This is a genomic window from Micromonospora reichwaldensis (assembly GCF_031845925.1).
GTDB classification, from domain to species: Bacteria; Actinomycetota; Actinomycetes; order Mycobacteriales; family Micromonosporaceae; genus Micromonospora; species Micromonospora reichwaldensis.
In genome coordinates this window covers 24,953-45,568 of record NZ_JAVRFL010000028.1, presented here as the reverse complement: position 1 = coordinate 45,568, position 20,616 = coordinate 24,953, and the positions used below count along the sequence as shown (strand labels likewise).

The following is a 20,616-nucleotide window of genomic DNA, read 5'->3' as shown; positions in this document are numbered from 1 at the left end:
TCAGCCCGGCGGGTCGCGCTCAGGCGCCGGCGGTCTCGCCGGTCTGCTCCCAGATCGAGCTCATCTCGTCGAAGGCCTGCTCCATGAGCTGCACCATGGCCCGCCGGGCGCGCTCGCCGTCGCGCCGCTGGATCGCCTGGGCCACCTCGGCGTGCAGTTGGAGGGCCTGCTCGTGCGGGTGGTGCGGCATCAGGTGGTGCTGGTGCCGGCCGGTGAGCACCTCCGCGATCAGGTCCTGCAACCGGACGAACATCTCGTTGCCGGAGGCGACCAGGATCCGGCGGTGGAATTCTATGTCGAGCTGGAGGAAGCGCTCCTCGTCGCCGGCCTTGCCGGCGGCCCACATCTTCGCCGCGAGCCCGACCAGGTCGCTCGCCTCGTCGTGGCCGACCCGGCTGGCGGCCAGCCAGGCGGCGTGCGGCTCGATGGCGGTCCGCAGCTCGGTGATCGAGCGTAGCTGGACGATGCGGCCGGCCGAGGCGAGCCGCCAGCGGATCACCTGCGGATCGAAGACGTTCCAGTCCTCCGACGGGCGGATCATGACCCCGACGCGGCGGCGGGTCTCGATGAACCCGATCGAGGCGAGCACCCGCAGCACCTCGCGGACGACCGAGCGGGACACGGCGTAGCGGTCGACCAGGTCGTCGATGTTGAGCACCGACCCGGGAGCCAGCTCGCCGTCACAGATGGCCGTGCCGAGGCGATCGAGGACGCGTGCGTGCAGGCCAGCCTCGACAGGGGCGAGCTGGGCGGCCACAGCCCCCGAGGAGGACGATTTCACGTCACGGAGCATATCAGTTGGGTCTACCCCTTGTATAAATCTGTTTTTTCGGCCTAGCATCCGGTTGTTAAGCGGATGTAAACCGCGAGGTGGCGGCCCACCCGTCAGGGCGGCGGCCACGGCCACGGCATAAGGAGAGATGGACGTGAGACGTCGATCAGTTATTGGGACTTCCCTGGCGATGGTCGTCGCCCTCGGCCTGTCCGCCTGCGGTGGCGGCGGGGACGACGCCGGCGGCTCGAACACCGTTCGCGTGACGCTGGTGAACCACGTCTGGACGGAGAACATCAAGAAGGCCCTGCCGGAGTTCGAGAAGCAGTCGGGCCTGAAGGTGGAGGTCACCCAGCTCGGTGAGGACCAGCTCTCCGACCAGTACAACGTCAAGCTCAACGCCGGGTCCACCGACCTGGACGTGATGATGTACCGGCCGCTGCAGGAGGGGAAGCTGTTCGCCAAGAACAAGTACCTCGCCGACCTGACGGAGAAGAGCAAGTCGGACAGCGCGTTCGAGATCGCCGACTTCCAGTCCGGACCGGTGCAGGCCACCACGTACGAGGACAAGGTGGTCGGCGTGCCGATCATCACCGAGCAGGAGGTCCTCTACTACCGCAAGGACCTGCTGGAGAAGTCCGGCTTCACCGCCCCGCCGAAGACCCTCGACGAGCTCAAGGCGCAGGCGGCGAAGGTCGAGGCGGACAACCCGGGCGTGGCGGGCTTCGTGTCCCGCACCGGCAAGGCCGCCGCCGTCACCCAGTTCTCCAGCTTCCTCTACAGCTTCGGCGGCGACTTCGTCGACGCCAGCGGCAAGGCCTCGATCAACACCGAGCAGGCCAAGCAGGCGTACGCCTACTACGGCGGGCTGCTGCGTGAGCACGGCCCGGAGAACATCAGCACCGACATGAGCTGGTCCGAGGCGATGGCGATCTTCACCCAGGGCAAGGCGGCCTTCTACACCGAGGCCAACTCGCTCTACAAGAACGCCACCGACCCGGCCAAGTCGAAGGTCTCCGAGACCGTCGGGTTCGCGGCCTTCCCGGCCGGCCCGGCCGGCTCGAAGCCGTACAACATCCCGTCCTGGGCGCTCGGCGTCAACGAGGCCTCGAAGAACCAGGACAACGCCTGGAAGTTCATCCAGTGGGCGGCCGGCAAGGAGCAGGCGCTGGCGCAGCAGAAGGCCGGCGTGCCCAGCGCCCGTACCTCCGTCTGGGAGAACCCGGAGGGCGCGGCGACCTACCCGAAGGACCTCGCCGAGGCCACCACGGTCAGCACCGCCAACGGCGTGGGCCACGACCGGCCGCTGGTCGAGAAGGTCGCCCAGGCGCGGGAGATCGTCGGCCAGCCGATCGTCGACGCGATCACCGGCAAGGACGCGGCCGCCTCGGCGGACGCGGCCAACGAGGCGTTCCAGAAGTTCCTCGACGACGAGGCGAAGTAGCCCGAAGCGCAGGTGGCGGAGCCGACCGGCTCCGCCACCCCGCGTCGGGCCGCTGCCCTGACCCACCCGGAGACCCCATGTCAGCCGTCACCACACCAGTCAAAAGATCGCCCGAGGCGCGTCCGGCGTCCCCGGAGACCTCGGCCTGGTCGCGCTGGGCCAACGCGCACCGCAAGTGGCTCTTCGCGGCACCCGCCATGTTGTTCGTCGCCGTGCTGATCATCTTTCCGGTGGCGTGGACCGGGTACCTCAGCCTGACCGACGCCGAGGGCTCGGTCCGTGCCGAGAGCGAGTTCATCGGCTTCCAGAACTACCTTGACGTGCTCGGCGACACCGACCGGTTCTGGCCGGCCGTGTGGCGCACCGCCCTCTTCACCGGCGTCGTGCTCTTCTTCGAGGTCGTCCTCGGCATGGCGATCGCCCTGCTGCTGTGGCGGCCGTTCCGCGGTGAGAAGTGGGTCCGGGTCGCGATCCTGCTGCCGCTGGTGGCCACCCCGGTCGCGGTCGGCATGATGTGGCGGCTGATCTTCGACCCCAACATCGGCATGGCCAACCAGGTGCTCGGCTGGGTCGGCATCGACCCCCAGCCCTGGCTCTCCGGGCAGAACTCGGCCCTGCCGACGACGATGTTCATCGACATCTGGCAGTGGACGCCGATGGTCGTGCTGATCCTGCTCGCCGGCCTGACGTCGCTGTCCGACGAGCCGCAGGAGGCGGCGCTGATCGACGGCGCCAGCACCTGGCAGCGGTTCCGGCACGTCACCCTGCCGCTGCTGATGCCCACCGTGATCGTCGCGATCCTGCTGCGCGGCATCGACGCCCTGAAGACCTTCGACATCCTCTACGCCACCAAGGGGCGCGGCGGCGGGTCGTTCCACGAGGTGGAGACCCTGAACGTGTACGCCTACGGGCTCAGCTTCGACTACAACGACTACGGCGTCTCATCGACCGTCCTCATCATCTTCTTCCTGATCATCATCGGGGTGATGTGGGCCCTGACCTACCGCAAGAAGGGGCTGGACCGATGAAGCTGCGCAGGCCGTACAAGATCTTCCGCACGGTGGCCCTCGTCCTCGTCGTGCTGTCGCTGATCGCGCCGCTGGTGTGGATGGTCGCCGCGTCGTTGAAGACCAACGTCGACATCTACGACACCGAGAAGGCGTTCGTCTTCTCCCCGACGCTGGACAACTACTCCAACGTGCTCCAGCAGGCGAACTACATCCAGTTCATCGGCAACAGCCTCTGGGTGGCGCTCGCGGCCACCGTGCTGTCGCTGCTGCTCGGCGTGCCCGCCGCGTACTCGATGAGCCGCTTCAACATGAAGAAGTCCGCGCTCGTCGTGCTCATGGCGCGGGTCATCCCCGGCGTCTCGCTGCTGGTGCCCTGGTACTACGTCTTCTCGAACCTGCAGATGGTCGGCGGGTTCACCGTGCTGATCCTCAGCCACATGTTCGTGTCGCTGCCGCTGATCGTCTACATCATGATGGGCTACTTCGACGGCCTGCCGACCGAGCTCGAGGAGGCGGCGCTCGTCGACGGGCTGACCCACATCGGCGCGTTCCGGCGGATCACCCTGCCGCTGTCGGTGCCCGGCATCGCGACCGCGGGCATCCTGTCGTTCATCTTCTCCTGGAACAACTTCATGTTCGCCCTCGTGCTGTCCGGGGCCGACACCAAGACGCTCCCGGTGGCGATCTTCGACTTCGTCGGCTACGCCAGCATCGACTGGGGCGGCCTGATGGCGGCGGCCACGGTCGTCACCCTGCCGATCATGCTGATCGCCCTGTTCGTGCAGAAGTACGTCGTCTCCGGCCTCACCGCCGGCGCCACGAAGGGCTGAGGACACCATGACCACGATCGAACGGGTGGAGACCTTCCTCGTCGCGCCGCGCTGGCTGTTCGTCCGGGTCGAGACGTCCTCCGGGATCGTCGGCTGGGGCGAGGCGACCTGCGAGGGCCGGTCCGAGACCGTCCGCACCGCCGTCGAGCAGCTCAGCGAGCTGCTGGTCGGCCGGGACGCGCTGCGCATCGAGGACCACTGGCAGGTCATGACCAAGGGCTCGTTCTACCGGGGCGGGCCGATCCTGGCCAGCGCCGTCGCCGGGCTCGACCAGGCGCTGTGGGACATCGCCGGCAAGCACTTCGGCGCGCCGGTGCACCAGCTGCTCGGCGGCCCGGTCCGGGACCGGATCCGGGTCTACGGCTGGGTCGGCGGCGACGAGCCGAGCGAGGTCCGCGACCAGATCGCCGCCGCCGTCGCCACCGGCCTGACCGCGGTGAAGATGAACGCCTCCGGCCGGATGAGCACCGTGGCGTCCGTCGCCGAGATCGACGGCGTGGTGCAGCGGGTGGCCGCCGCCCGCGAGGTGCTCGGCGACGAGCGGGACGTGGCGGTCGACTTCCACGGCCGGTTCACCCTCGCCACCGCCCGCCGGGTCGCCCCGCTGCTGGAGCCGTACCGGCCGTTCTTCCTGGAGGAGCCGGTGGTGCCGGAGAACTCGCACCTCATCGGCGAGTTCGTCCGTGCCACCACCACACCGGTGTCGACGGGGGAGCGGCTCTACAACCGGCAGGAGTTCCTGCCGGTGCTCCAGGCCGGCATCGCGGTCGCCCAGCCGGACCTCTCGCACGCCGGCGGCATCACCGAGGTGCGCAAGATCGCCGCGCTGGCCGAGGTGTACGACGTGCAGCTCGCCCCGCACTGCCCGCTCGGGCCGATCGCGCTCGCCGCCTGCCTCCAGGTCGGCTTCGCCACGCCGAACTACCTGATCCAGGAACAGAGCATCGGCATCCACTACAACCTCGGCGCCGAGGTGCTCGACTACTGCCTCGACAAGACCCCGCTGACGTTCGTCGACGGATACGTCGAGCGGCTCACGGCACCCGGCCTCGGCATCGAGATCGACGAGCACGCCGTACGGGCGGCGGACAAGCGCGGACACGCGTGGCGCAGCCCCATGTGGCGGCACCGCGACGGCTCCTACGCGGAATGGTGATCACATGACCGTCGACCTGACCGCCGACCTGACCGCGGCCCGGATCCTCGCGATCATCCGCGGCACCGACACCGCCGCCGCGATCGCCGCCGGCACCGTCCTGCTCCAGGAGGGCGTACGCGTCGTCGAGGTGGCCCTGACCACGCCGGACGCTCTCGGGGCGATCGAGGCGCTGCGCGCGGCGGCCCCCGCCGGATCGCTGGTCGGGGCCGGCACGGTGCTCACCACCGCCGACGTCGCCGACGTGGCCGCCGCGGGCGCGCAGTTCGTGGTGACCCCGGCCGTGGTCGAGTCGATCGCCGAGGCGGCGCGCCGCGGCCTCCCGGTGGCCGCCGGGGCGCTCACCCCGACCGAGGCCTACACGGCGGTGCGGATGGGGGCGTCGGCGGTCAAGCTCTTCCCGGCGTCGGTCGGCGGCCCGGCGTACCTCAGGGCGGTGCGCGACCCCTTCCCGGACATCCCGTTCGTCGCGGTCGGCGGCGTCGGCCGCGACGACGTGCCCGGCTACTTCCGGGCCGGCGCGATCGCGGTCGGCCTCGGCGGCCCCCTGGTCGGCGACGCCGCCTCCGGCGGCGACCTGGACGCCCTGCGGGCGCGGGCGCGCAGCTACCTCGCCACCGTGCGGGAGTCGACGCCGTCATGACCGCACCCGACCTGCTCACCGTCGGCGAGGCCCTGGTGTCGCTGCGCTCGGCCGGCCCGCTCGCCGCCGGGGGACCGCTGACCATGCACCTGGCCGGCGCCGAGTCCAACGTGGCCGTCGCGGTGGCCCGGCTGGGTCACCGGGCCGCCTGGGTCGGCCGGGTGGGCGCCGACGAGTTCGGCGAGTACGTGCTGCGCCAGCTGCGCGCCGAGGGCGTCGCCGTCGACGGCGTGACCCGCGACCCGGACCGGCCGACCGGCCTGATGTTCCTGGAGCGGCGCACCGCCGACCTGACCCGGGTGCAGTACCACCGGGCCGGATCGGCCGGCTCCGCCCTCGGCGTCGACGACCTGCGGGCGCCGCTGGCCGCCGGCGCGCGGATGCTGCACCTGAGCGGCATCACCCCGGCGCTGTCCGACACCGCCCGCGCGGCCACCCGGTGGGCGGCCGAGGCCGCCGTCGCCGCCGGCATCCCGGTCTGCCTCGACGTCAACCACCGCGACCGCCTCTGGTCCCGCGACACCGCGCGCGAGGTGCTCACCCCGCTGGCCGGGTACGCCTCGACCGTCGTCGCCTCCGCCGACGAGCTGGACCTCGTCGGCGACCCCGGGGCCGACGAGTCCACCGTCGTGGCGGACCTGCTGCACCGCGGCGTGGACACGGTCCTGGTCAAGCTGGGCTCCGACGGCGCCCGCGCGCACACCCGCGAGGGGGTCCGGCGGGCCGAGGCGCTGACCGTGACCGCCGTCGACGCCGTCGGCGCCGGCGACGCGTTCACCGCCGGCTACCTGTCCGGCTGGTTCGACGGGCTCGACCTGGCCGGTCGGCTGCGCCGCGCGGCCACCCTCGGCGCCTTCGCGGTCTCCAGCCCCGGCGACTGGGAAGGGCTGCCACGCCGCGTCGAACTGTCCCTCCTCGACGGCCACGAGGCCGGCGACGTCCTCCGCTGACCACCGAGCACCCCGAAGAAGAAAGGCACCCCGTGAAGATCGTCGCCGCTGACGTCATCGTCTCCAGCCCCGACCGCAACTTCGTCACCCTGAAGATCACCACGGAGGACGGCGTCACCGGCCTGGGCGACGGCACCCTCAACGGACGGGAACTCTCGGTCGCCTCGTACCTGCGCGACCACGTCGTCCCGCTGCTGATCGGCCGGGACGCGCACCGCATCGAGGACGCCTGGCAGTTCCTCTACCGCTCGGCGTACTGGCGTCGCGGGCCGGTCACCATGGCCGCCATCGCGGCGGTCGACGTGGCCCTGTGGGACATCAAGGCCAAGGCCGCCGGCATGCCGCTGTACCAGCTGCTGGGCGGGGCGTCGCGCACCGGGATCATGGCCTACGGCCACGCCTCCGGGCGGGACCTGCCGGAGCTGTTCGACTCGATCCGCCGGCACCTCGACGAGGGCTACCGCTCGATCCGGGTGCAGACCTCGGTGCCGGGCATCAACGCCGTGTACGGGGTCGCCAGCCAGCCCAGCGCCGACGGCAGGCGCTACGACTACGAGCCGGCGCAGCGCATTCCGCTGCCGGCCGAGGAGGACTGGGACACCCGCTCCTACCTGCGCCACCTGCCCGGCGTGTTCGAGGCGGTCCGCAACGAGTTCGGCCCGGAGCTGCCGCTGCTGCACGACGGCCACCACCGGATGACCCCCATCCAGGCCGCCAAGCTGGGCAAGGCCCTCGAACCGTACGACCTGTTCTGGCTGGAGGACTGCACCCCGGCGGAGAACCAGGAGGCGCTGCGGCTGGTCCGCCAGCACACCACCACTCCGCTGGCGATCGGCGAGGTCTTCAACACCGTCTGGGACTACCAGACGCTCATCCGCGAGCAGCTCATCGACTACGTCCGCTCCGCCGTCACCCACACCGGCGGCATCACGGCCATGCGCAAGCTGCTCGACTTCGCCGCCCAGTACCAGATCAAGTCCGGCATCCACGGCCCGACCGACATCTCGCCCGTCGGCATGGCCGCCGCCCTGCACCTGGACCTGGCCATCCACAACTTCGGCATCCAGGAGTACATGCGGCACGGGGCGCTCACCAACGAGGTGTTCCGGCAGTCGTTCACCTTCGTCGACGGCTACCTGCACCCGGGGGAGCAGCCCGGGCTCGGCGTCGAACTGGACGAGGAGGCCGCCGCGAAGTTCCCGTACGTGCCGGCGTACCTGCCGTTCAACCGGCTCCAGGACGGCACCGTCCATGACTGGTGAGGGCGCGTCCCCGACGCGGCACGTGGTCGTGATGGGGGTGTCCGGCGCCGGCAAGACGACCGTGGCCCGGGGCATCGCCGCCCGTACCGGACTGGTCTTCGCCGAGGCCGACGAGTTCCACACGCCGGCGCACGTGGCGCAGATGCGCGCCGGCGTGCCGCTGGACGACGCCGCCCGCCTGCCCTGGCTGCGCGAGCTGGCCGGCTGGATGGCCGCCCGCGCCGCCGAGGGCGTGTCGACGGTGCTGGCCTGCTCGGCGCTGCGGCGGTCCTACCGCGACACGCTGCGGCAGGGGCCGCCGAGCGTCGAGTTCGTCCACCTGGACGGCGCCGCCGAGGTGATCCGGGAGCGGATGGCCCGGCGTGCCGGGCACTTCATGCCGCCGAGCCTGCTGGAGTCGCAGCTGGCCACCCTGGAACAGCACCACCCCGACGAGTCGGTGCTGGTGCTCGACCTGGCGCTGACGCCGGACGAACTCGTCTCGGCGGCAGTCGACCGGCTCGGCCTGGCGCACGGCGTCGCCGCCAGCGGCTGAGCGCGTCCCGGTCGCGGTGCCCAGGCGTCGCGACCGGGCGTCAGTCGGGCAGCGCGTCGAGGTAGACCCAGCGGCCGTCCTCGCGGACGAACCGGCTGCGCTCGCTCTGCGTGCCCGGCTGGCCGCCGGCGCGGTGGTGGGCCCGGAACTCGACGGTGCCGGTGGCGTCGAACAGCCCGCCCCGCTCGGTGTCGACGATCTCCAGGCCCGTCCAGCGCTGGCCGGGGTCGAGGTCGAGGGCGCCCGGCCGGGTCGAGGAGTGCCAGCTGCGCAGCAGGTACGCGGTGTCGCCGACGGCGAAGGCGCTGTACCGCGAGCGCATCAGCGCCTCGGCGGTCGCCGCGTCCGCCTCGCCCCGGTGCAGCCGCCCGCAACATCCGACGTACGGCTGGCCGAGGCCACAGGGGCAGGGCCGGTCACGGTCGTCGGCCGCCCGCCGGCGGGATCGCTTCGCCACCGGCCCATTCTGGCCGACGCCCCGGCGCGGCCGGCGTCCGCACCCGCCGCGCGTCGTGGTGCCGGCTCAGCCGGCGCTGGTCCGGGGCGCCCGTCGGGTGCCGAACGACTCCATGGTCGTCGCCCTGCGGGCCGGGGCCTTCGAGGCCGCGCCGGCGCGGGTCGCGGCGGCCTTCGCCGCCTTCTTCGCGGGCGCCTTCTTCGCGGGCGCGGCGGTGGCGGGCGCCTTGCGGGCGCGGGCCGGGGCCGCCGTGGCCGAGGTGTCCTTCTTCCGGGCCGCGCGGGCGGTCGTCGGCGTGGGCTTCCCGCCCGGGGACCTGGCCGCGGTCGCCCCGGTGGCCCGCTTCGTGGCCGTCGCCACCTTCTTCGCCGCCGCCGCCCGCTTCATCGGGGCCTTGCGCGCCCCGGTGGCCTTCCTGGCCCGTCCTGCGTCCGCCATCGTCGCTCCCTCGGGAATCGGCCCTGGGCGCTGGGTCTTCCCCCGGCCCCGGCGGTCAAACGCCGCCGAGCCGGCGTGGCGGGGCAGCGGCCCCGCCCCGCCGGCTCGGCGGATCACACCCCGGCCACCGGTTTGTACGCGCAGACCACCTCCCAGCCGCCGGGCAGCACGGCCACCCGGTCGAAGCCGACCTCCTTGAGCAGGCCGGTGTAGAACTCGACCTCCCGCAGCCGGCTGACGCAGCTGTCGACCCCGATGAGGAAGTAGCTCCAGAAGAACTGCATCGCCAGCCGGTCCGGGGTGCGGAACTCCTCGCAGATCACCAGCAGCCCGCCCGGTTCGAGGGCCGCGTACGCCTTCTCGACCAGCCGGCGGGCGACGTCGTTGGGCCAGTCGTGCAGCACCCGGACGAACGCCATGGCGTCGTAGCCCGTGGGCAGCGGCTCGGCGAAGAAGTCGCCGCCCACGAAACCCAGCCGGTCGGCATGCCCCGTACGCGCCCGGGTGGCCGCCACCAGCGGCGCCACGGCCGGCAGGTTGTACACGTCGGCCCGCAGCCCCGGGGCGTCGTCGAGGACGTGCGCGGCGAGCGTGCCGTCGCCCCCGCCGACGTCCAGCAGGCGACGGCGGTCCGGCCACAGCCGGTCGGCGTTGCGGTGCACCGTCTCGATCACCGGGCCGAGACCGACGGCCATGCTGCGCTCGAAGTCGGCGGTCTGCTCGTCGGTCTTCGGGGGCCAGGCGAAGTCGTCGTCGCTCATGCTCACCTCGCCCCGCAGGCTCCCGGCCAGCCGACCGTGCAGCCGCCGCCAGGGGTAACGGTCCCGGTCGCGTTCGACGGCGCCGGGGCCGACGACCGCCGTGACGGCGTCCCGGAGACCGGGCACCGCGCGGTACGTGGCCGTCGTGATGTCGTCGCCCGGCTCACTGCGCTCGACGACGCCGAGGCTCTCCAGGCAGTCGAGGAACTTGTAGAGCCGCAGGGGCCGTACGCCGAACCGGGCGGCCAGCTCGCCGAGGCTCGCCGGCCCGGGCTCCAGCGCGTCGAGCAGTCCCATGCCGAGCGCGGTCTCCAGCACGTCCATGGCCTTGGGCCCGTTGGCGAGCAGACTCATCAGCGCCCGGGGGGACAGCGTGACCTTCACCGTTTCAGCTCCTCTTCCAGGGCGTCCATGAACGTGTCGATCTCGTCGAGGGTGTTGTAGACGTGCGGGCCGACCCGCAGGTGGCCCCGCCAGCTGCAGACCATGTCGCGCGCGACCAGCCGCCGCTTGACGGCCTCGCCGTCGGGGACGTCCAGGCAGACGACGCCGCCGCGCCGGTGCGGGTCGGTCGGGCTGACCACGTCGATGCCGGCCGCCGCCGCCCGGTCCAGGACCCGTTGGGTGCAGGCGAGCGAGTGCCGGCGGATCGCGTCGACGCCCACCCCGGCCAGCAGGTCCAGGCCGACCTGGGAGACCAGCGAGGTGAGGGGGAACGGGGTGCCGCCGGCGAACCGCCGGGCCCCGTCGGCCCAGCCGGTCGACGGCTGGAACGTGAACGCCCGGTCGCCGGCCTGCCAGCCGGTGGCCGCCGGTTCCAGCTCCGGGACCAGGCCCGGGCGGACGTAGAGGAAGGCGGTGCCGACCCCGCACAGCCACTTGTGCGCGCCGCCGAGGACCACGTCGACGCCGAGCGCCGTCACGTCCAGCGGCATCACCCCGACGCTCTGGAAGGCGTCGACCACCACCAGGGCGCCGACGTCGTGGGCGCGCCGCACCAGCCGGTGCAGGTCGATGGTGGCGCCGGAGGAGAAGCTGGCGTGCGGGACGCACACCAGCAGCGTGCGGTCGTCGACGCGCGCCTCGAGGGCGTCCTCGTCGAACCGCGGGCCGCCCGAGCCGACCACGTCGAGTCGGGCGCCGTAGCGGCGGAACGCGTTCCAGATGAACGGCACGGTCGGGTACTCGAGGTCGGTGGTGACGATCCGGTCGCGCGGCGGGCGGTAGTCGAAACAGGACGCCACCCGGGCGAGCAGCGTGCTGAGGTTCGCGTCCGTGACGACGCTGCCCGCCGGCGCGCCGATGAGGGCGGCGACCGAGTCGGCGTACCGGTCGAGGCCTACGTGCCAGCCCTGCCAGACCTCGTCGCGCCAGCTCCGCAGCGTCTCCCAGTAGCCGGTGAGGACGTGTTCCGCCCCTCTGGGCACTGCGCCGGTGGAGTTGTTGTTGAGATAGACGGCGCTCTGGAGCAGGGGGAACTCGGCGCGCAGGGCGGCGTGCGCGGTGGCGTCGAGGCACTCGGGCCTGTGCGCGTCGGGGTGCGGTTCGGGCGGGCTCACTCGGGGCTGCCTCCGGTCGGGTCGGTCGGGGACGGGGATCGGGAGTCGTCGGCGACGGAGGTGAAGACCGGGATGGACCGGACGGCGGCCAGGTAGGGTGTGCCCTCCGTGTAGCCGGTGCCGGGGCGCGGGCCGAGCATCCGGGTCGCCAGCCGGTGGTGCGTACGCCGCCACTGGACGACCGCAGCGGCGAACGACCGCATCTCCTCCTCGACCCGCTCGCCGCCGGGCGCGGCGAGCAGGCCGTCGCGTACGGCGGCCCGGAACGCGTCGTCGACCGACGGCCGCCCGGCGTGCACCCGGTCGCGGACCTCCGGCACCTGGTGGTAGGCGGCCGAGTCCAACCGCGACCCCTCCGGGGTACGGCACAGCGACTCCATCAGCTTGTAGGAGCGCGACTGGATGGCGCTCGCCCCCTCGGTGAACTCCCGGAACGTCCGGAACGCCTCCGCCTGCATGGTGGCCAGCAGCGAGAACAGCGGTCCGGCGGCGGTGAGCTGCTCGCGGGCGTACGCCAGCCGCTCGACCGCCGGCCCCGCATGGCCGGCGGACAGGGCGGCGACGGTGGCGCGCAGCTCGTCGGCGATCCCCGCGAAGAGGCACTCGTACGCCTGGAGCACCCGGATGAACAGGTACTCGTCGTGTGTCACGTGGACCGGCAGCATGCTCAGCCGCAGCACCAGCTCCCCGGTGGGATCCGGGTCGGCGGCGAGGGCCCGCAGCTCGTCCGGGGTCGCCACCGCCTCCCGGTGGGGGACCGTGCCGGCCAGGCCCATCCGGACGAGAGCGGGGGACGCGGCCCGTACGCCGAGCCGGTAGCGCTTGGCCACCACGTCCCGGCTCGGGCGCCGCTCGGGGAGCAGGTCGGTGGTGCCGGAGGCGGCGGTCAGCTCGAAGGCCAGCGCGTCGGCGACCAGGCGGACGAGGAGCCGGTCGCGGTCCCGCCGGGCACCGACGGGGTCGGCGGCCGGCCCGTCGTCGACGTCGTCCCCGCAGGGCAGCCGGAGCAGCCGCAGCGCCAGGTAACTGCGGTAGTCGTACCGGCCGTCCCACTTGTCGAGCGCGGCGTCGAGGAAGTCACCCAGCAACCGGGCGTGGGCATCCCGCGCGGCCGCCGGCACCGTCGACTGCGCACGGGCCTGGTCGAGCAGGGCCAGCAGTTCCTTGTCGACGAAGTGTTTGCCGACCCGGTGAAACTCCGCCAGCACGGCGGAGTATGGGAAACTGTCGGGCTCACCGGCACCGGACAGCCAACTCGTCAGTTCACGCACGAACCGCACCTCGAAATTTCGGTCGCCACGCAGAGACAGGTGGGGAGGGATTGACAATTTCTGGTGGACGAGGATTGTCAGGGACGACCGACCTGTGATTCGTTACCGGATTCGTCGGTGGGCTTCAGGCGGGCCCGCCACAGTTCGGGGAAGAACCGGTACCCGACGAGCTTGGCGAGCATCGTCGCCTCGGCGCCGTCCGGGGCGTGGCCCCCGACGCGCAGGGCGATCTGGTAGTGCCGCGTCCGCCACAGCGACACCCGTTCGTCCCACTCGACGAGCGCCTCGGCGAGCCGCTGGACGGGGTCCGCCGGATCCGGCCGGCCCAGTGTGGCCGGGTCGATTCCCTGGGCTTCCAGCTGCTCGGCGAACGCCCGGCCGAGCTGTCGGCTCGTGGCCTGGACCTGTCGCCAGCCGGGCGACTCCGCGCCGGATCCCTTGCCCAGCGCCGGTTGCATGGCCTGGAAGTCGGCCGGGGACAGGTGCCGGAACATCTCCAGCTGGTCGGTGACCAGCTGGATTCCGAGCGTCGCCCGGGCCAGCAGCGACTCGGTCACCGCCAGCTCGCCGGCGCGCAGCCGGGTGACCGCCTCGGCCAGCTCGGCGGCGGCGAGTTTCAGCCACAACTCGGTGGACTGGTGTACCACCTGGAAGAGCAGCTCGTCGCGGTGGAGCATCTCCTCCGGACGCCGTTGCAGGTCGAGCAGCGCGTCCAGCCGCATGTAGCGCGCATAGTCCGTGGCGCCGTCGCCAGGCAGCACAGGTGAGTGGTCCCGCTTCACGGAATTGTGTCCCCTTCGGTCGGCGTCGCCGCATCGGAAACCGACGGTGCGACAGCGCGTGCGGCGGCCATTATGCAACGACGAAAGGCAATGTGTCACGCCCCTGTCGCGCGCCGTGTCCATTTTCGGGAAGGGGAGGGTTTCCGCCATTTTCGGCGACATTCACAGGGCGGTTTGTTAGCACATTTGGCCGCCATTCGTCAATCGTGGTGAACGGCTGACCCGTCACACCGGCGGATGGGTGCGGGGTGGGGTCGACGGTTCCCGTCGGGCGGGGCACGAGAAAGCCGCCGCCGTGCCGGGGTGTCCCGGTACGGCGGCGGCTGGCGGTGGGCGGCGGAGTCCACCGCCCACCGCGAGGGCTCACCAGGCCGACGGTGGCGGTGGCGGCACGACCGGCGGCCGGTCGTCGCAGGTGATGGTGTTCGGCAGTTGCCACGGGGCCAGCCAACCGCCGTCGTTGCCGCCCAGGTCGGTGAGGGCGAACTCCGAGCCGGTCGCCGGGAAGTTGAACGACCCGCAGTTGTTGACGCCGACGGCGCCGACGTTGCGGGCGTCGACGTTGCGCAACGAGGCCGACCCCGCCGACCGGGCGCTCAGCACGGAGGTGCCCGTGCCGTCGACCCGGATGTCCTGGAACCGGACGCCGGTGATCGAGTGGAGGTCCTTCACGGGCCAGTCGCTGACCAGCATGATGGCGTTGTACGTGTTGTCGAGGTAGCTGTCCCCGATCACGTCGACGGTCGCGTCGATGTCCCGGTCCAGCGCGTAGAACCAGATGGCCCCCAGCCCGATCTTCCAGTTCAGCTCGTACGTGCCGGCGCGGGCGGTGGTGTTGCCGGTGATCAGCAGCCGCCCGGTGAACGGCTGCGCGCCGAAGCGGGACCCGACCTGGATCGCGCTGCCCTCGCGCACCGGGTCGGCGACGAGGTTGTGCGACACGGTGAGGTCGGTGCCGCCGTAGAGGGCGATGCCGTTGGCCAGCACCGGCGACTGCACGGTGTTGTGGTCGAAGCGGTTGCGGGCGTTGCCGACCTTCTCCGACCACATCGCGAGCCCGTCGTCGCCGCTGTTGCGGACGAAGGTGTGGGCGACCAGCGAGTCGGTGACGCCGGTGTGGAAGTTGAGCCCGTCCGCGATCTGGTCGACGATGATCGTGTTGGTGACCCGCACGTTGCTCATCGGCCCGTCGAACCAGATGCCCACCTTCGTGTGCCGCAGGTGCAGGCCGTCGATCGTGGAGTCGCTCATCGCGCCACCGATCGCGTTGACCTGGTCGGTGTCGATGCGCTCGCGCACGTCGCCCTCGATGGCGAAGCCGGAGAGGTGCACGTTGCGGCTGCCGCCCTCGGCGGCGCTCCTGCCGTAGAAGCCGACGCCGGTGTGCACCGAGCCGTCCGGCGCGGGCGTGGGCAGCGCGACCTCGCGTCCCTTGACGATCGTGTACCAGCTGCCGGCGCCCTCGATCGTCACGTCGTCGACGACGATGTGCCGGTTGACCTGGTACGTGCCGGGCGGCAGGTAGACGGGCACGTCCGCCCGCCGGGCGAAGGCGATGGCCCGCTCCAGGGCGGGGGCGGAGTCGCGGCGGCCGGTCGGGTCGGCGCCGAAGGCCAGCACGTTCGCCGCGCGCAGCCGCACGCGTGGCGGGCCGACGAGTTCGGAGTCCAGCAGGTCGATCACCGTCCACGCCGCGTTGCTGCCGCCCGGCGCGGTGAGCCGGATCCGGTCGCCCGCCCGGTACGTCCGGCCGAGCAGCAGCCGCTGCTCGTCGTAGAAGTGGCTGGGGCGGAACGGGGTGGGGATGCTCGGGTACGGCGTGGTGGCCGCCGGCACGCACGAGCACTCGGTGATCCACCAGTCCGGATGCAGCAGACCGGCGGTCGGATCGTTGGAGAACGGGTACTGGTTGTAGAGCCAGGCGTACTGCGAGGTGAGGGTCATCGTCCGGACCCGCCGGTCGTTGACCGCCACGTCCAGCGGGGCGGTGATGCCGCCGCCCCGCGGGGCGTCGGGGATGCTGTAGCGCACGGTGATCGCGTTGGCCGCGCGGGGCAGGACGAACTCGACGTACCGGCCGGGGGTCAGCCGGACCGCGCGGCGGCCGGAGGCCTCGGCGGGCAGCGTGTAGGCGGTGCGGTCGGGGCCGATGACCTCGCCGTCCGTGGTCGCGTTCTCCGCCTCCTGTTCGACGAAGGCGACGTCGGCGCCGCGCCCGGCGACGAGTTGCGGGTCGAGGCCGGCCCTGGTCACGACCGGTGCGGTGCCGGCGGACGGGGTGGCGGTGGCCGGGCCGGGCGCGCCGGCCAGGACGCCGAGGGCGGTCGCGAGCGCGACGGTGGCGGCGACCGCCGCCCGGGGCCGTCGCCGCGACGACGGTCCGGGCAACGCAGATCTGCTCAGGGGCATGGCGTGACTCTTCTCGTGGTGGGACGGGGCCGGCCGCGCGGCCGGCAGTGACCGCCGCTACGCGGCGTACACCTCGAGCTGGGACAGCTGCGCCGCCGGCCAGCCGGTGTTGCCCGTGACGCGGATCCGCACGTACCGGCCGGGCGTCCCCGGGACGGCGAGCGTCACCCGGTTGCCGGTGGCCGGATCGAAGACGTGGGCGGCGGACGCGACGGCGGTGCTCCAGGCGGTGCCGTCCGGGCTCGTCTCGACGGAGAGGGTCTGGGTGCGTCGTTGCCAGGCGGCGGCGGGCGGGAGCCGGAGCACGACCTGTCCGACGGGGACGGTCGTGCCGAGGTCGACGCGCACCCACTGCGGGAAGGCGTTGCCGGCGCTCTCCCAGTAGGTGTTCGCGTCGCCGTCGACGGTGTTGGCGCAGCCGTAGGCCTGCACGTGGCTGCTCTCCGTCACGGGCCGGCCCCGGGCGAGGTCGGCCCCGGGTGCCGCCGCGGTGGTCGCCGACACGGCGGCGGACGGCGCCGACGGCGTGCCGGCGCCGTCCACCGCGACGACCGTGAAGGTGTACGCGGTCTGGGGCGTCAGCCCGCCGACGGTGGCGGAGGTGCCCGGGACGGACGCCACGGTCTGCCCGTCGCGGCGCACCTGGTAGCCGGTGATGCCGTCGGGATCGGTCGACGCCGTCCAGGCCAGCGACACGCTCGTCGAGGTGCGGCCGGTCACCGTGAGGCCGCCCGGCGGGGTGGGCGGGGTGGGCGTCCCGGTCGCCGCGTACACCTTGACCTGAGCGAGCTGGGCCGCCGGCCAGCCGGTGTTGCCCGCGACGGTGACCCGGACGTGGCGGGCGGCGGTGGACGGCACGGTGAGGGTCGCGGTGTTGCCGGTCGCCGGGTCGAACCGGACCCCGACCGGCCCGGCGAGCGTGCTGAAGGACGCGCCGTCGGTGCTGCCCTGCACCGTCACCGTCTGGGTGCGCGCCTCCCAGCCGGCGGGCACGGCGAGGACGACCCGGGCCACCGGGTGGCTCGCGCCCAGGTCGACCCGCCACCACTGCGGGAAGGCGCCGTTGGCGGATTCCCAGTAGCTGTTGGGATCGGCGTCGACGGCGTTGCCGGCGGCGAACGCGCCGTTCTGGCTGCTCGCCGACGCCGGCCGGCCGGCAGCGAGGTCGCCCCCGGGCTGCGGGCCGCCGCCGGGGACGGGCGGCGTCGGCCGTACGGGGGTGAGGGCGAGCTGGCCCTTGAACATCCGGCCGCCGTCGGCGGTGATCCGCAGGTAGTAGTCGGCGGAGCAGGCGACGCCGTCCTCGTCCAGCGCCCGGATGCCCGCCCCCGCCGGCGTGCTCGCCTGCGTCTCGCTGGTCTTCGCGATCTGGTTGCCCTCGTTGTACTCGTCGAACATGGAGACGTAGAGGCCCTGCGCGCCCAGCCGGGTCATGTTGTAGAGGTGCCGCCAGTAGAAGTCGCCGTGGCGGCGGTGCCCGGCCGACAGGTCGCCCGGCATGACGCAGGGCTGGTAGTCGATGCCGTGCGCGGCGCAGTCGGCCAGGTCGGGGACGTTGACGTTGGTGTGGAACCAGTCGAGCCCGTCGAGGGTGCCGGTGCGGCCGACCATCCACGGCGAGAGCATGTGGAACGCGTGGTAGACCTCGGAGAAGCCGGGCCGGGAGTCGTTGACGCCCTGCCGCCAGTACGTCGGCACGCCGCCGATGACGTAGCAGCCCTGGGCCTTGAACCAGGTGACCACGTCGAGGCAGGCGGCGGGGGCGAAGGGGCGGCCGTCGTCGTTGAAGCCGAAGCCCCAGACGCAGACCACCGGCCGGCCGTTCTGCCGCGCGTACGCCGGGGAGGCGGTGTGCGCGGACATCCGGTCGAGCCAGTCCTGCTTGATCTGGGACTGCATCGCCGTCCAGCCGGTGACGTCGTACATGACGTAGAACTTGCGGCCGAAGCGTTCCGCCGCGCCACGGACCTTGACCGTCATGGCGTCGCGGGTGGGCCCCTCGTCACCGAACGGGTTGAACCGTTGCAGGGCGGCGGTGTCGCAGCCGTGCTCCTGCATCCAGCGGAAGTGGGTGTCGACGGTCTGCTGGTCGTAGGAGGAGAAGAGCTGCGCCGGCTGGCCGTTGCCGAGCGGCGGGTACGCGGTGGTGTAGCCGCGGGCGTACTCCCGCATGTCCGGCCAGGAGACGATCGTGGTGTTGGCCGGGGAGGGCGACTGGAACCGGTCGCGGCTCCAGTGCCACCAGCCGCCGATCGGCGCGCCGTCACCGGGGCAGCTGAACCAGCCCTGGTAGCCGACCGAGACCTTGCCGACGACGTCCCCCGGCGGGCTGGCCGCGTGGGCCGTGGCGCGCAGGGCGGAGACCAGGTCGGTGGGGGAGACGGCGGCGAGCGCCGAACCGGCGGCGAGGGATCCGATGAGTCTCCGACGGGACACCGCCATGGCCGTCTTCCTTCCGGTCGCGGAAAGGTATCGATGGCCATGGTGCAGTAGGCGACTCCACAATGCAAGAGCGAGACCCGGCAGTGAAAAAACGCGACCGGGCGCGGAAATTTGTCAGATGGGGGCGGGTCGGGAACCCCTTCCGGCCCGCCCCCACCGCGGCGTCACTCCCTGAGCAGCGGCAGCACCCGGCGGCCGATCAGGTCGACGCCACCGGCCGGGGTCAGCCCGTGCGGGGTGCCGAACTCCACCCGGGTGGCCCCGGCATCGAACACCGCCGCGGCCTGCGCCGCGACATGCTCGGGCGTGCCGGAGAAGGCGAACAGGTCGAGCAGGTCCCCGCCGATCAGCGCGCCGGCGAGGTCGTGCTCCTGCCGGGCGACGTGCTGCTGGATCCGCGCCAGCAGCTCCGGGTCGATGTCGACGTTCGGGTCGAGGGCGGCGACCACCGCGAGGTACATGGCCACCTCCGTACGGGCCACCCGGCGGGCCAGGGCGCCGTCCTCGTCCACCACGGTGACCGCACCGATCACCACACCCACCTGGTCCCGGCCGGCGGGCGTGGCCTCGTCCAGCCAGGCGCGCATCGTCTTGGCCATCGCCGGGTTGGCCGACCCGCCGACCTTGATCTCCGAGGCGAAGGCGGCGGCCGTCCGGGCGGTCTGCTGACCCCACGTCCCCACCAGGACGGGCACGTCGGCGCGGACCGGGGCGTAGCGCAGGGCCGTGCCGGGCGCCACGATGAACTCCCGGCCCGCGAAGCCGCCCTCGTCGCGGGAGAGCAGCAGTCGCACCACGTCGACCGTCTCGGTGATCCGGCGCAGCGGCCGGGCCTGCGGCACCCCGATCTGGTCGAGCCAGGTGCCCCGGGCCAGCCCGAGGTAGGCCCGCCCGTTCGACGCCAGGTCCAGGGCGGCGACCTGCCCGGCGATCTCCACCGGGTGCATGGTGAACGGGTTCAGGCAGGCCGACCCGAGCCGGATCCGCCGGGTGTGCCGCGCGGCCACCAGCAGCGGGAAGAACGGCGGCTGGTACATCAGGTCGCCGAAGACCGACAGCACGTCGAAGCCGTGCCGTTCGGCGAGTTCGGCCAGGGCCGCGTACTCGTCGGCGCTCTTGTCGGACTGCAGTCCGATGCCGACGAGTCGGCGTCCGTCGTCGGTGCTCACGTCAGGTCTCCAGTGGGAATCTGCCGCCGGGCGGTCCGTTCGATGCGCATGATGACCCGCTCGTCCGGGTCCGGGCAGGCCACGTGACTGTCCCGGGCCAGCCAGTCCTCCGGCGGCAGCGGCCGCTGCTTGGCCGGCAGCAGCGGCAGGCACGCGGCGAGGGCGTAGAGGCAGAAGTGCTTGCCCGTCGGGATGCTGAGCCGGTTCGACTCGGTCAGGTCGATGTAGTCACCCGGCCGCAGGCCGCAGACGGAACGGCCCTCGATCCGCTCCACGACGACCCGCAGGTCGTAGAGGTCGGTGACCGGTTCCTCGGCGCTCATCGGACCGCCTCCGCGTGGTGGTGCACGATCCGCCAGCCCCGCTCGTCGCGGCGCAGCACGTCCGTGACCCGGAAGCAGTCGTCCGGCTGCCCGCCCGCGTAGCGGGCCCGCAGGACGTAGCGGACCAGGCCGGTGTCGTCCCACGACTCGACCCGGAACTGCTCGGGCGCGACCGAGGTCGGCGGCGCGGCCGGGCCCCGGTCCGCCGCCCGGCGGTCCCGCAGGTCGTCGAGGGCGGCCAGCCCGTCCAGCAGGTCGGGCGCGTCGGACTCCCAGATCGTCAGGTCGGGGTGCAGGCGGGCGTCGAACGCGGCGCGGTCGCCCAACGACCGGTACATGTCGGTGATGGCGGCGGTGAGATCGTCAACGGTCATCGGGGCTCGCTTCCGGTCGGGGCGGACGG

At 72.6% G+C, this 20,616-nt stretch carries 20 protein-coding genes; 8 read left to right on the top strand and 12 right to left on the bottom strand.

Annotated features, from left to right (window positions below; translation table 11 throughout):
* Nucleotides 1-19: 19 nt before the first annotated feature.
* Complete coding sequence (locus tag RM555_RS22030) at nucleotides 20-781, bottom strand: FadR/GntR family transcriptional regulator (RefSeq protein ID WP_311413518.1); 762 nt, start codon at nucleotides 779-781, stop codon at nucleotides 20-22.
* Nucleotides 782-920: 139 nt separating this feature from the next.
* Between RM555_RS22030 and RM555_RS22025 the strand changes: the two genes are divergently transcribed.
* The 8 genes from RM555_RS22025 (at nucleotide 921) to RM555_RS21990 (ending at nucleotide 8,602) form a co-directional block, all read left to right on the top strand.
* A complete protein-coding gene (locus RM555_RS22025; RefSeq protein WP_311413517.1) occupies nucleotides 921-2,216 on the top strand; it encodes an ABC transporter substrate-binding protein in 1,296 nt (431 codons plus the stop codon).
* A 77-nt stretch (nucleotides 2,217-2,293) separates the two neighbouring features.
* Nucleotides 2,294-3,244, top strand: a complete 951-nt coding sequence (locus RM555_RS22020) for a carbohydrate ABC transporter permease (RefSeq protein WP_311413516.1) — start codon at nucleotides 2,294-2,296, stop codon at nucleotides 3,242-3,244.
* A complete protein-coding gene (locus RM555_RS22015) occupies nucleotides 3,241-4,056 on the top strand; it encodes a carbohydrate ABC transporter permease (protein ID WP_311413515.1) in 816 nt (271 codons plus the stop codon). Before RM555_RS22020 ends, RM555_RS22015 begins: the two co-directional genes overlap by 4 nt.
* A 7-nt stretch (nucleotides 4,057-4,063) precedes the next feature.
* Nucleotides 4,064-5,212 (top strand): galactonate dehydratase, encoded by a 1,149-nt coding sequence (gene dgoD / locus RM555_RS22010; RefSeq protein ID WP_311413514.1) that lies wholly within the window; start codon nucleotides 4,064-4,066, stop codon nucleotides 5,210-5,212.
* Between the two features lie 4 nt (nucleotides 5,213-5,216).
* Complete coding sequence (locus RM555_RS22005) at nucleotides 5,217-5,855, top strand: bifunctional 4-hydroxy-2-oxoglutarate aldolase/2-dehydro-3-deoxy-phosphogluconate aldolase (RefSeq protein WP_311413513.1); 639 nt, start codon at nucleotides 5,217-5,219, stop codon at nucleotides 5,853-5,855.
* A complete protein-coding gene (locus RM555_RS22000; RefSeq protein WP_311413512.1) occupies nucleotides 5,852-6,805 on the top strand; it encodes a sugar kinase in 954 nt (317 codons plus the stop codon). Before RM555_RS22005 ends, RM555_RS22000 begins: the two co-directional genes overlap by 4 nt.
* The gene (gene manD, locus RM555_RS21995; RefSeq protein WP_311413555.1) at nucleotides 6,802-8,067 is read left to right on the top strand and encodes a D-mannonate dehydratase ManD; all 1,266 of its coding nucleotides are present in this window, start codon (nucleotides 6,802-6,804) and stop codon (nucleotides 8,065-8,067) included. The genes RM555_RS22000 and manD overlap by 4 nt, the downstream gene beginning before the upstream one ends.
* A complete protein-coding gene (locus RM555_RS21990) occupies nucleotides 8,057-8,602 on the top strand; it encodes a gluconokinase (protein ID WP_311413511.1) in 546 nt (181 codons plus the stop codon). The genes manD and RM555_RS21990 overlap by 11 nt, the downstream gene beginning before the upstream one ends.
* A 40-nt stretch (nucleotides 8,603-8,642) precedes the next feature.
* Here RM555_RS21990 and RM555_RS21985 read toward each other — a convergent pair whose 3' ends face one another.
* The 11 genes from RM555_RS21985 to RM555_RS21935 all read right to left on the bottom strand — a co-directional run bounded on the left by RM555_RS21985 (nucleotide 8,643) and on the right by RM555_RS21935 (nucleotide 20,587).
* Nucleotides 8,643-9,059: a YchJ family protein gene (locus tag RM555_RS21985; protein ID WP_311413510.1), complete on the bottom strand. Its 417-nt coding sequence runs from the start codon at nucleotides 9,057-9,059 to the stop codon at nucleotides 8,643-8,645.
* Nucleotides 9,060-9,125: 66 nt separating this feature from the next.
* On the bottom strand, nucleotides 9,126-9,497 hold the full coding sequence (locus tag RM555_RS21980) for a hypothetical protein (RefSeq protein ID WP_311413509.1): 372 nt from the start codon (nucleotides 9,495-9,497) through the stop codon (nucleotides 9,126-9,128).
* Between the two features lie 113 nt (nucleotides 9,498-9,610).
* Nucleotides 9,611-10,642, bottom strand: a complete 1,032-nt coding sequence (locus tag RM555_RS21975) for a methyltransferase (protein WP_311413508.1) — start codon at nucleotides 10,640-10,642, stop codon at nucleotides 9,611-9,613.
* The gene (locus tag RM555_RS21970) at nucleotides 10,639-11,817 is read right to left on the bottom strand and encodes an aminotransferase class V-fold PLP-dependent enzyme (protein WP_311413507.1); all 1,179 of its coding nucleotides are present in this window, start codon (nucleotides 11,815-11,817) and stop codon (nucleotides 10,639-10,641) included. Before RM555_RS21970 ends, RM555_RS21975 begins: the two co-directional genes overlap by 4 nt.
* Complete coding sequence (locus tag RM555_RS21965; protein WP_311413506.1) at nucleotides 11,814-13,097, bottom strand: tryptophan 2,3-dioxygenase family protein; 1,284 nt, start codon at nucleotides 13,095-13,097, stop codon at nucleotides 11,814-11,816. Before RM555_RS21965 ends, RM555_RS21970 begins: the two co-directional genes overlap by 4 nt.
* A 68-nt stretch (nucleotides 13,098-13,165) precedes the next feature.
* On the bottom strand, nucleotides 13,166-13,870 hold the full coding sequence (locus RM555_RS21960) for a tryptophan 2,3-dioxygenase family protein (protein WP_311413505.1): 705 nt from the start codon (nucleotides 13,868-13,870) through the stop codon (nucleotides 13,166-13,168).
* A 363-nt stretch (nucleotides 13,871-14,233) separates the two neighbouring features.
* Nucleotides 14,234-16,279, bottom strand: coding sequence for a glycosyl hydrolase family 28-related protein (locus RM555_RS21955; RefSeq protein ID WP_311413504.1), 2,046 nt, complete (start codon nucleotides 16,277-16,279; stop codon nucleotides 14,234-14,236).
* Between the two features lie 57 nt (nucleotides 16,280-16,336).
* On the bottom strand, nucleotides 16,337-18,721 hold the full coding sequence (locus RM555_RS21950; protein ID WP_311413503.1) for a discoidin domain-containing protein: 2,385 nt from the start codon (nucleotides 18,719-18,721) through the stop codon (nucleotides 16,337-16,339).
* Between the two features lie 164 nt (nucleotides 18,722-18,885).
* Entirely contained in the window at nucleotides 18,886-19,890 is a 1,005-nt protein-coding gene (locus tag RM555_RS21945) for an LLM class flavin-dependent oxidoreductase (RefSeq protein ID WP_311413502.1), read from the bottom strand.
* Entirely contained in the window at nucleotides 19,887-20,213 is a 327-nt protein-coding gene (locus RM555_RS21940; RefSeq protein WP_151453650.1) for a TIGR04076 family protein, read from the bottom strand. The genes RM555_RS21945 and RM555_RS21940 overlap by 4 nt, the downstream gene beginning before the upstream one ends.
* Nucleotides 20,210-20,587: a nuclear transport factor 2 family protein gene (locus tag RM555_RS21935; protein WP_311413501.1), complete on the bottom strand. Its 378-nt coding sequence runs from the start codon at nucleotides 20,585-20,587 to the stop codon at nucleotides 20,210-20,212. The genes RM555_RS21940 and RM555_RS21935 overlap by 4 nt, the downstream gene beginning before the upstream one ends.
* Between the last annotated feature and the right edge of the window lie 29 nt (nucleotides 20,588-20,616).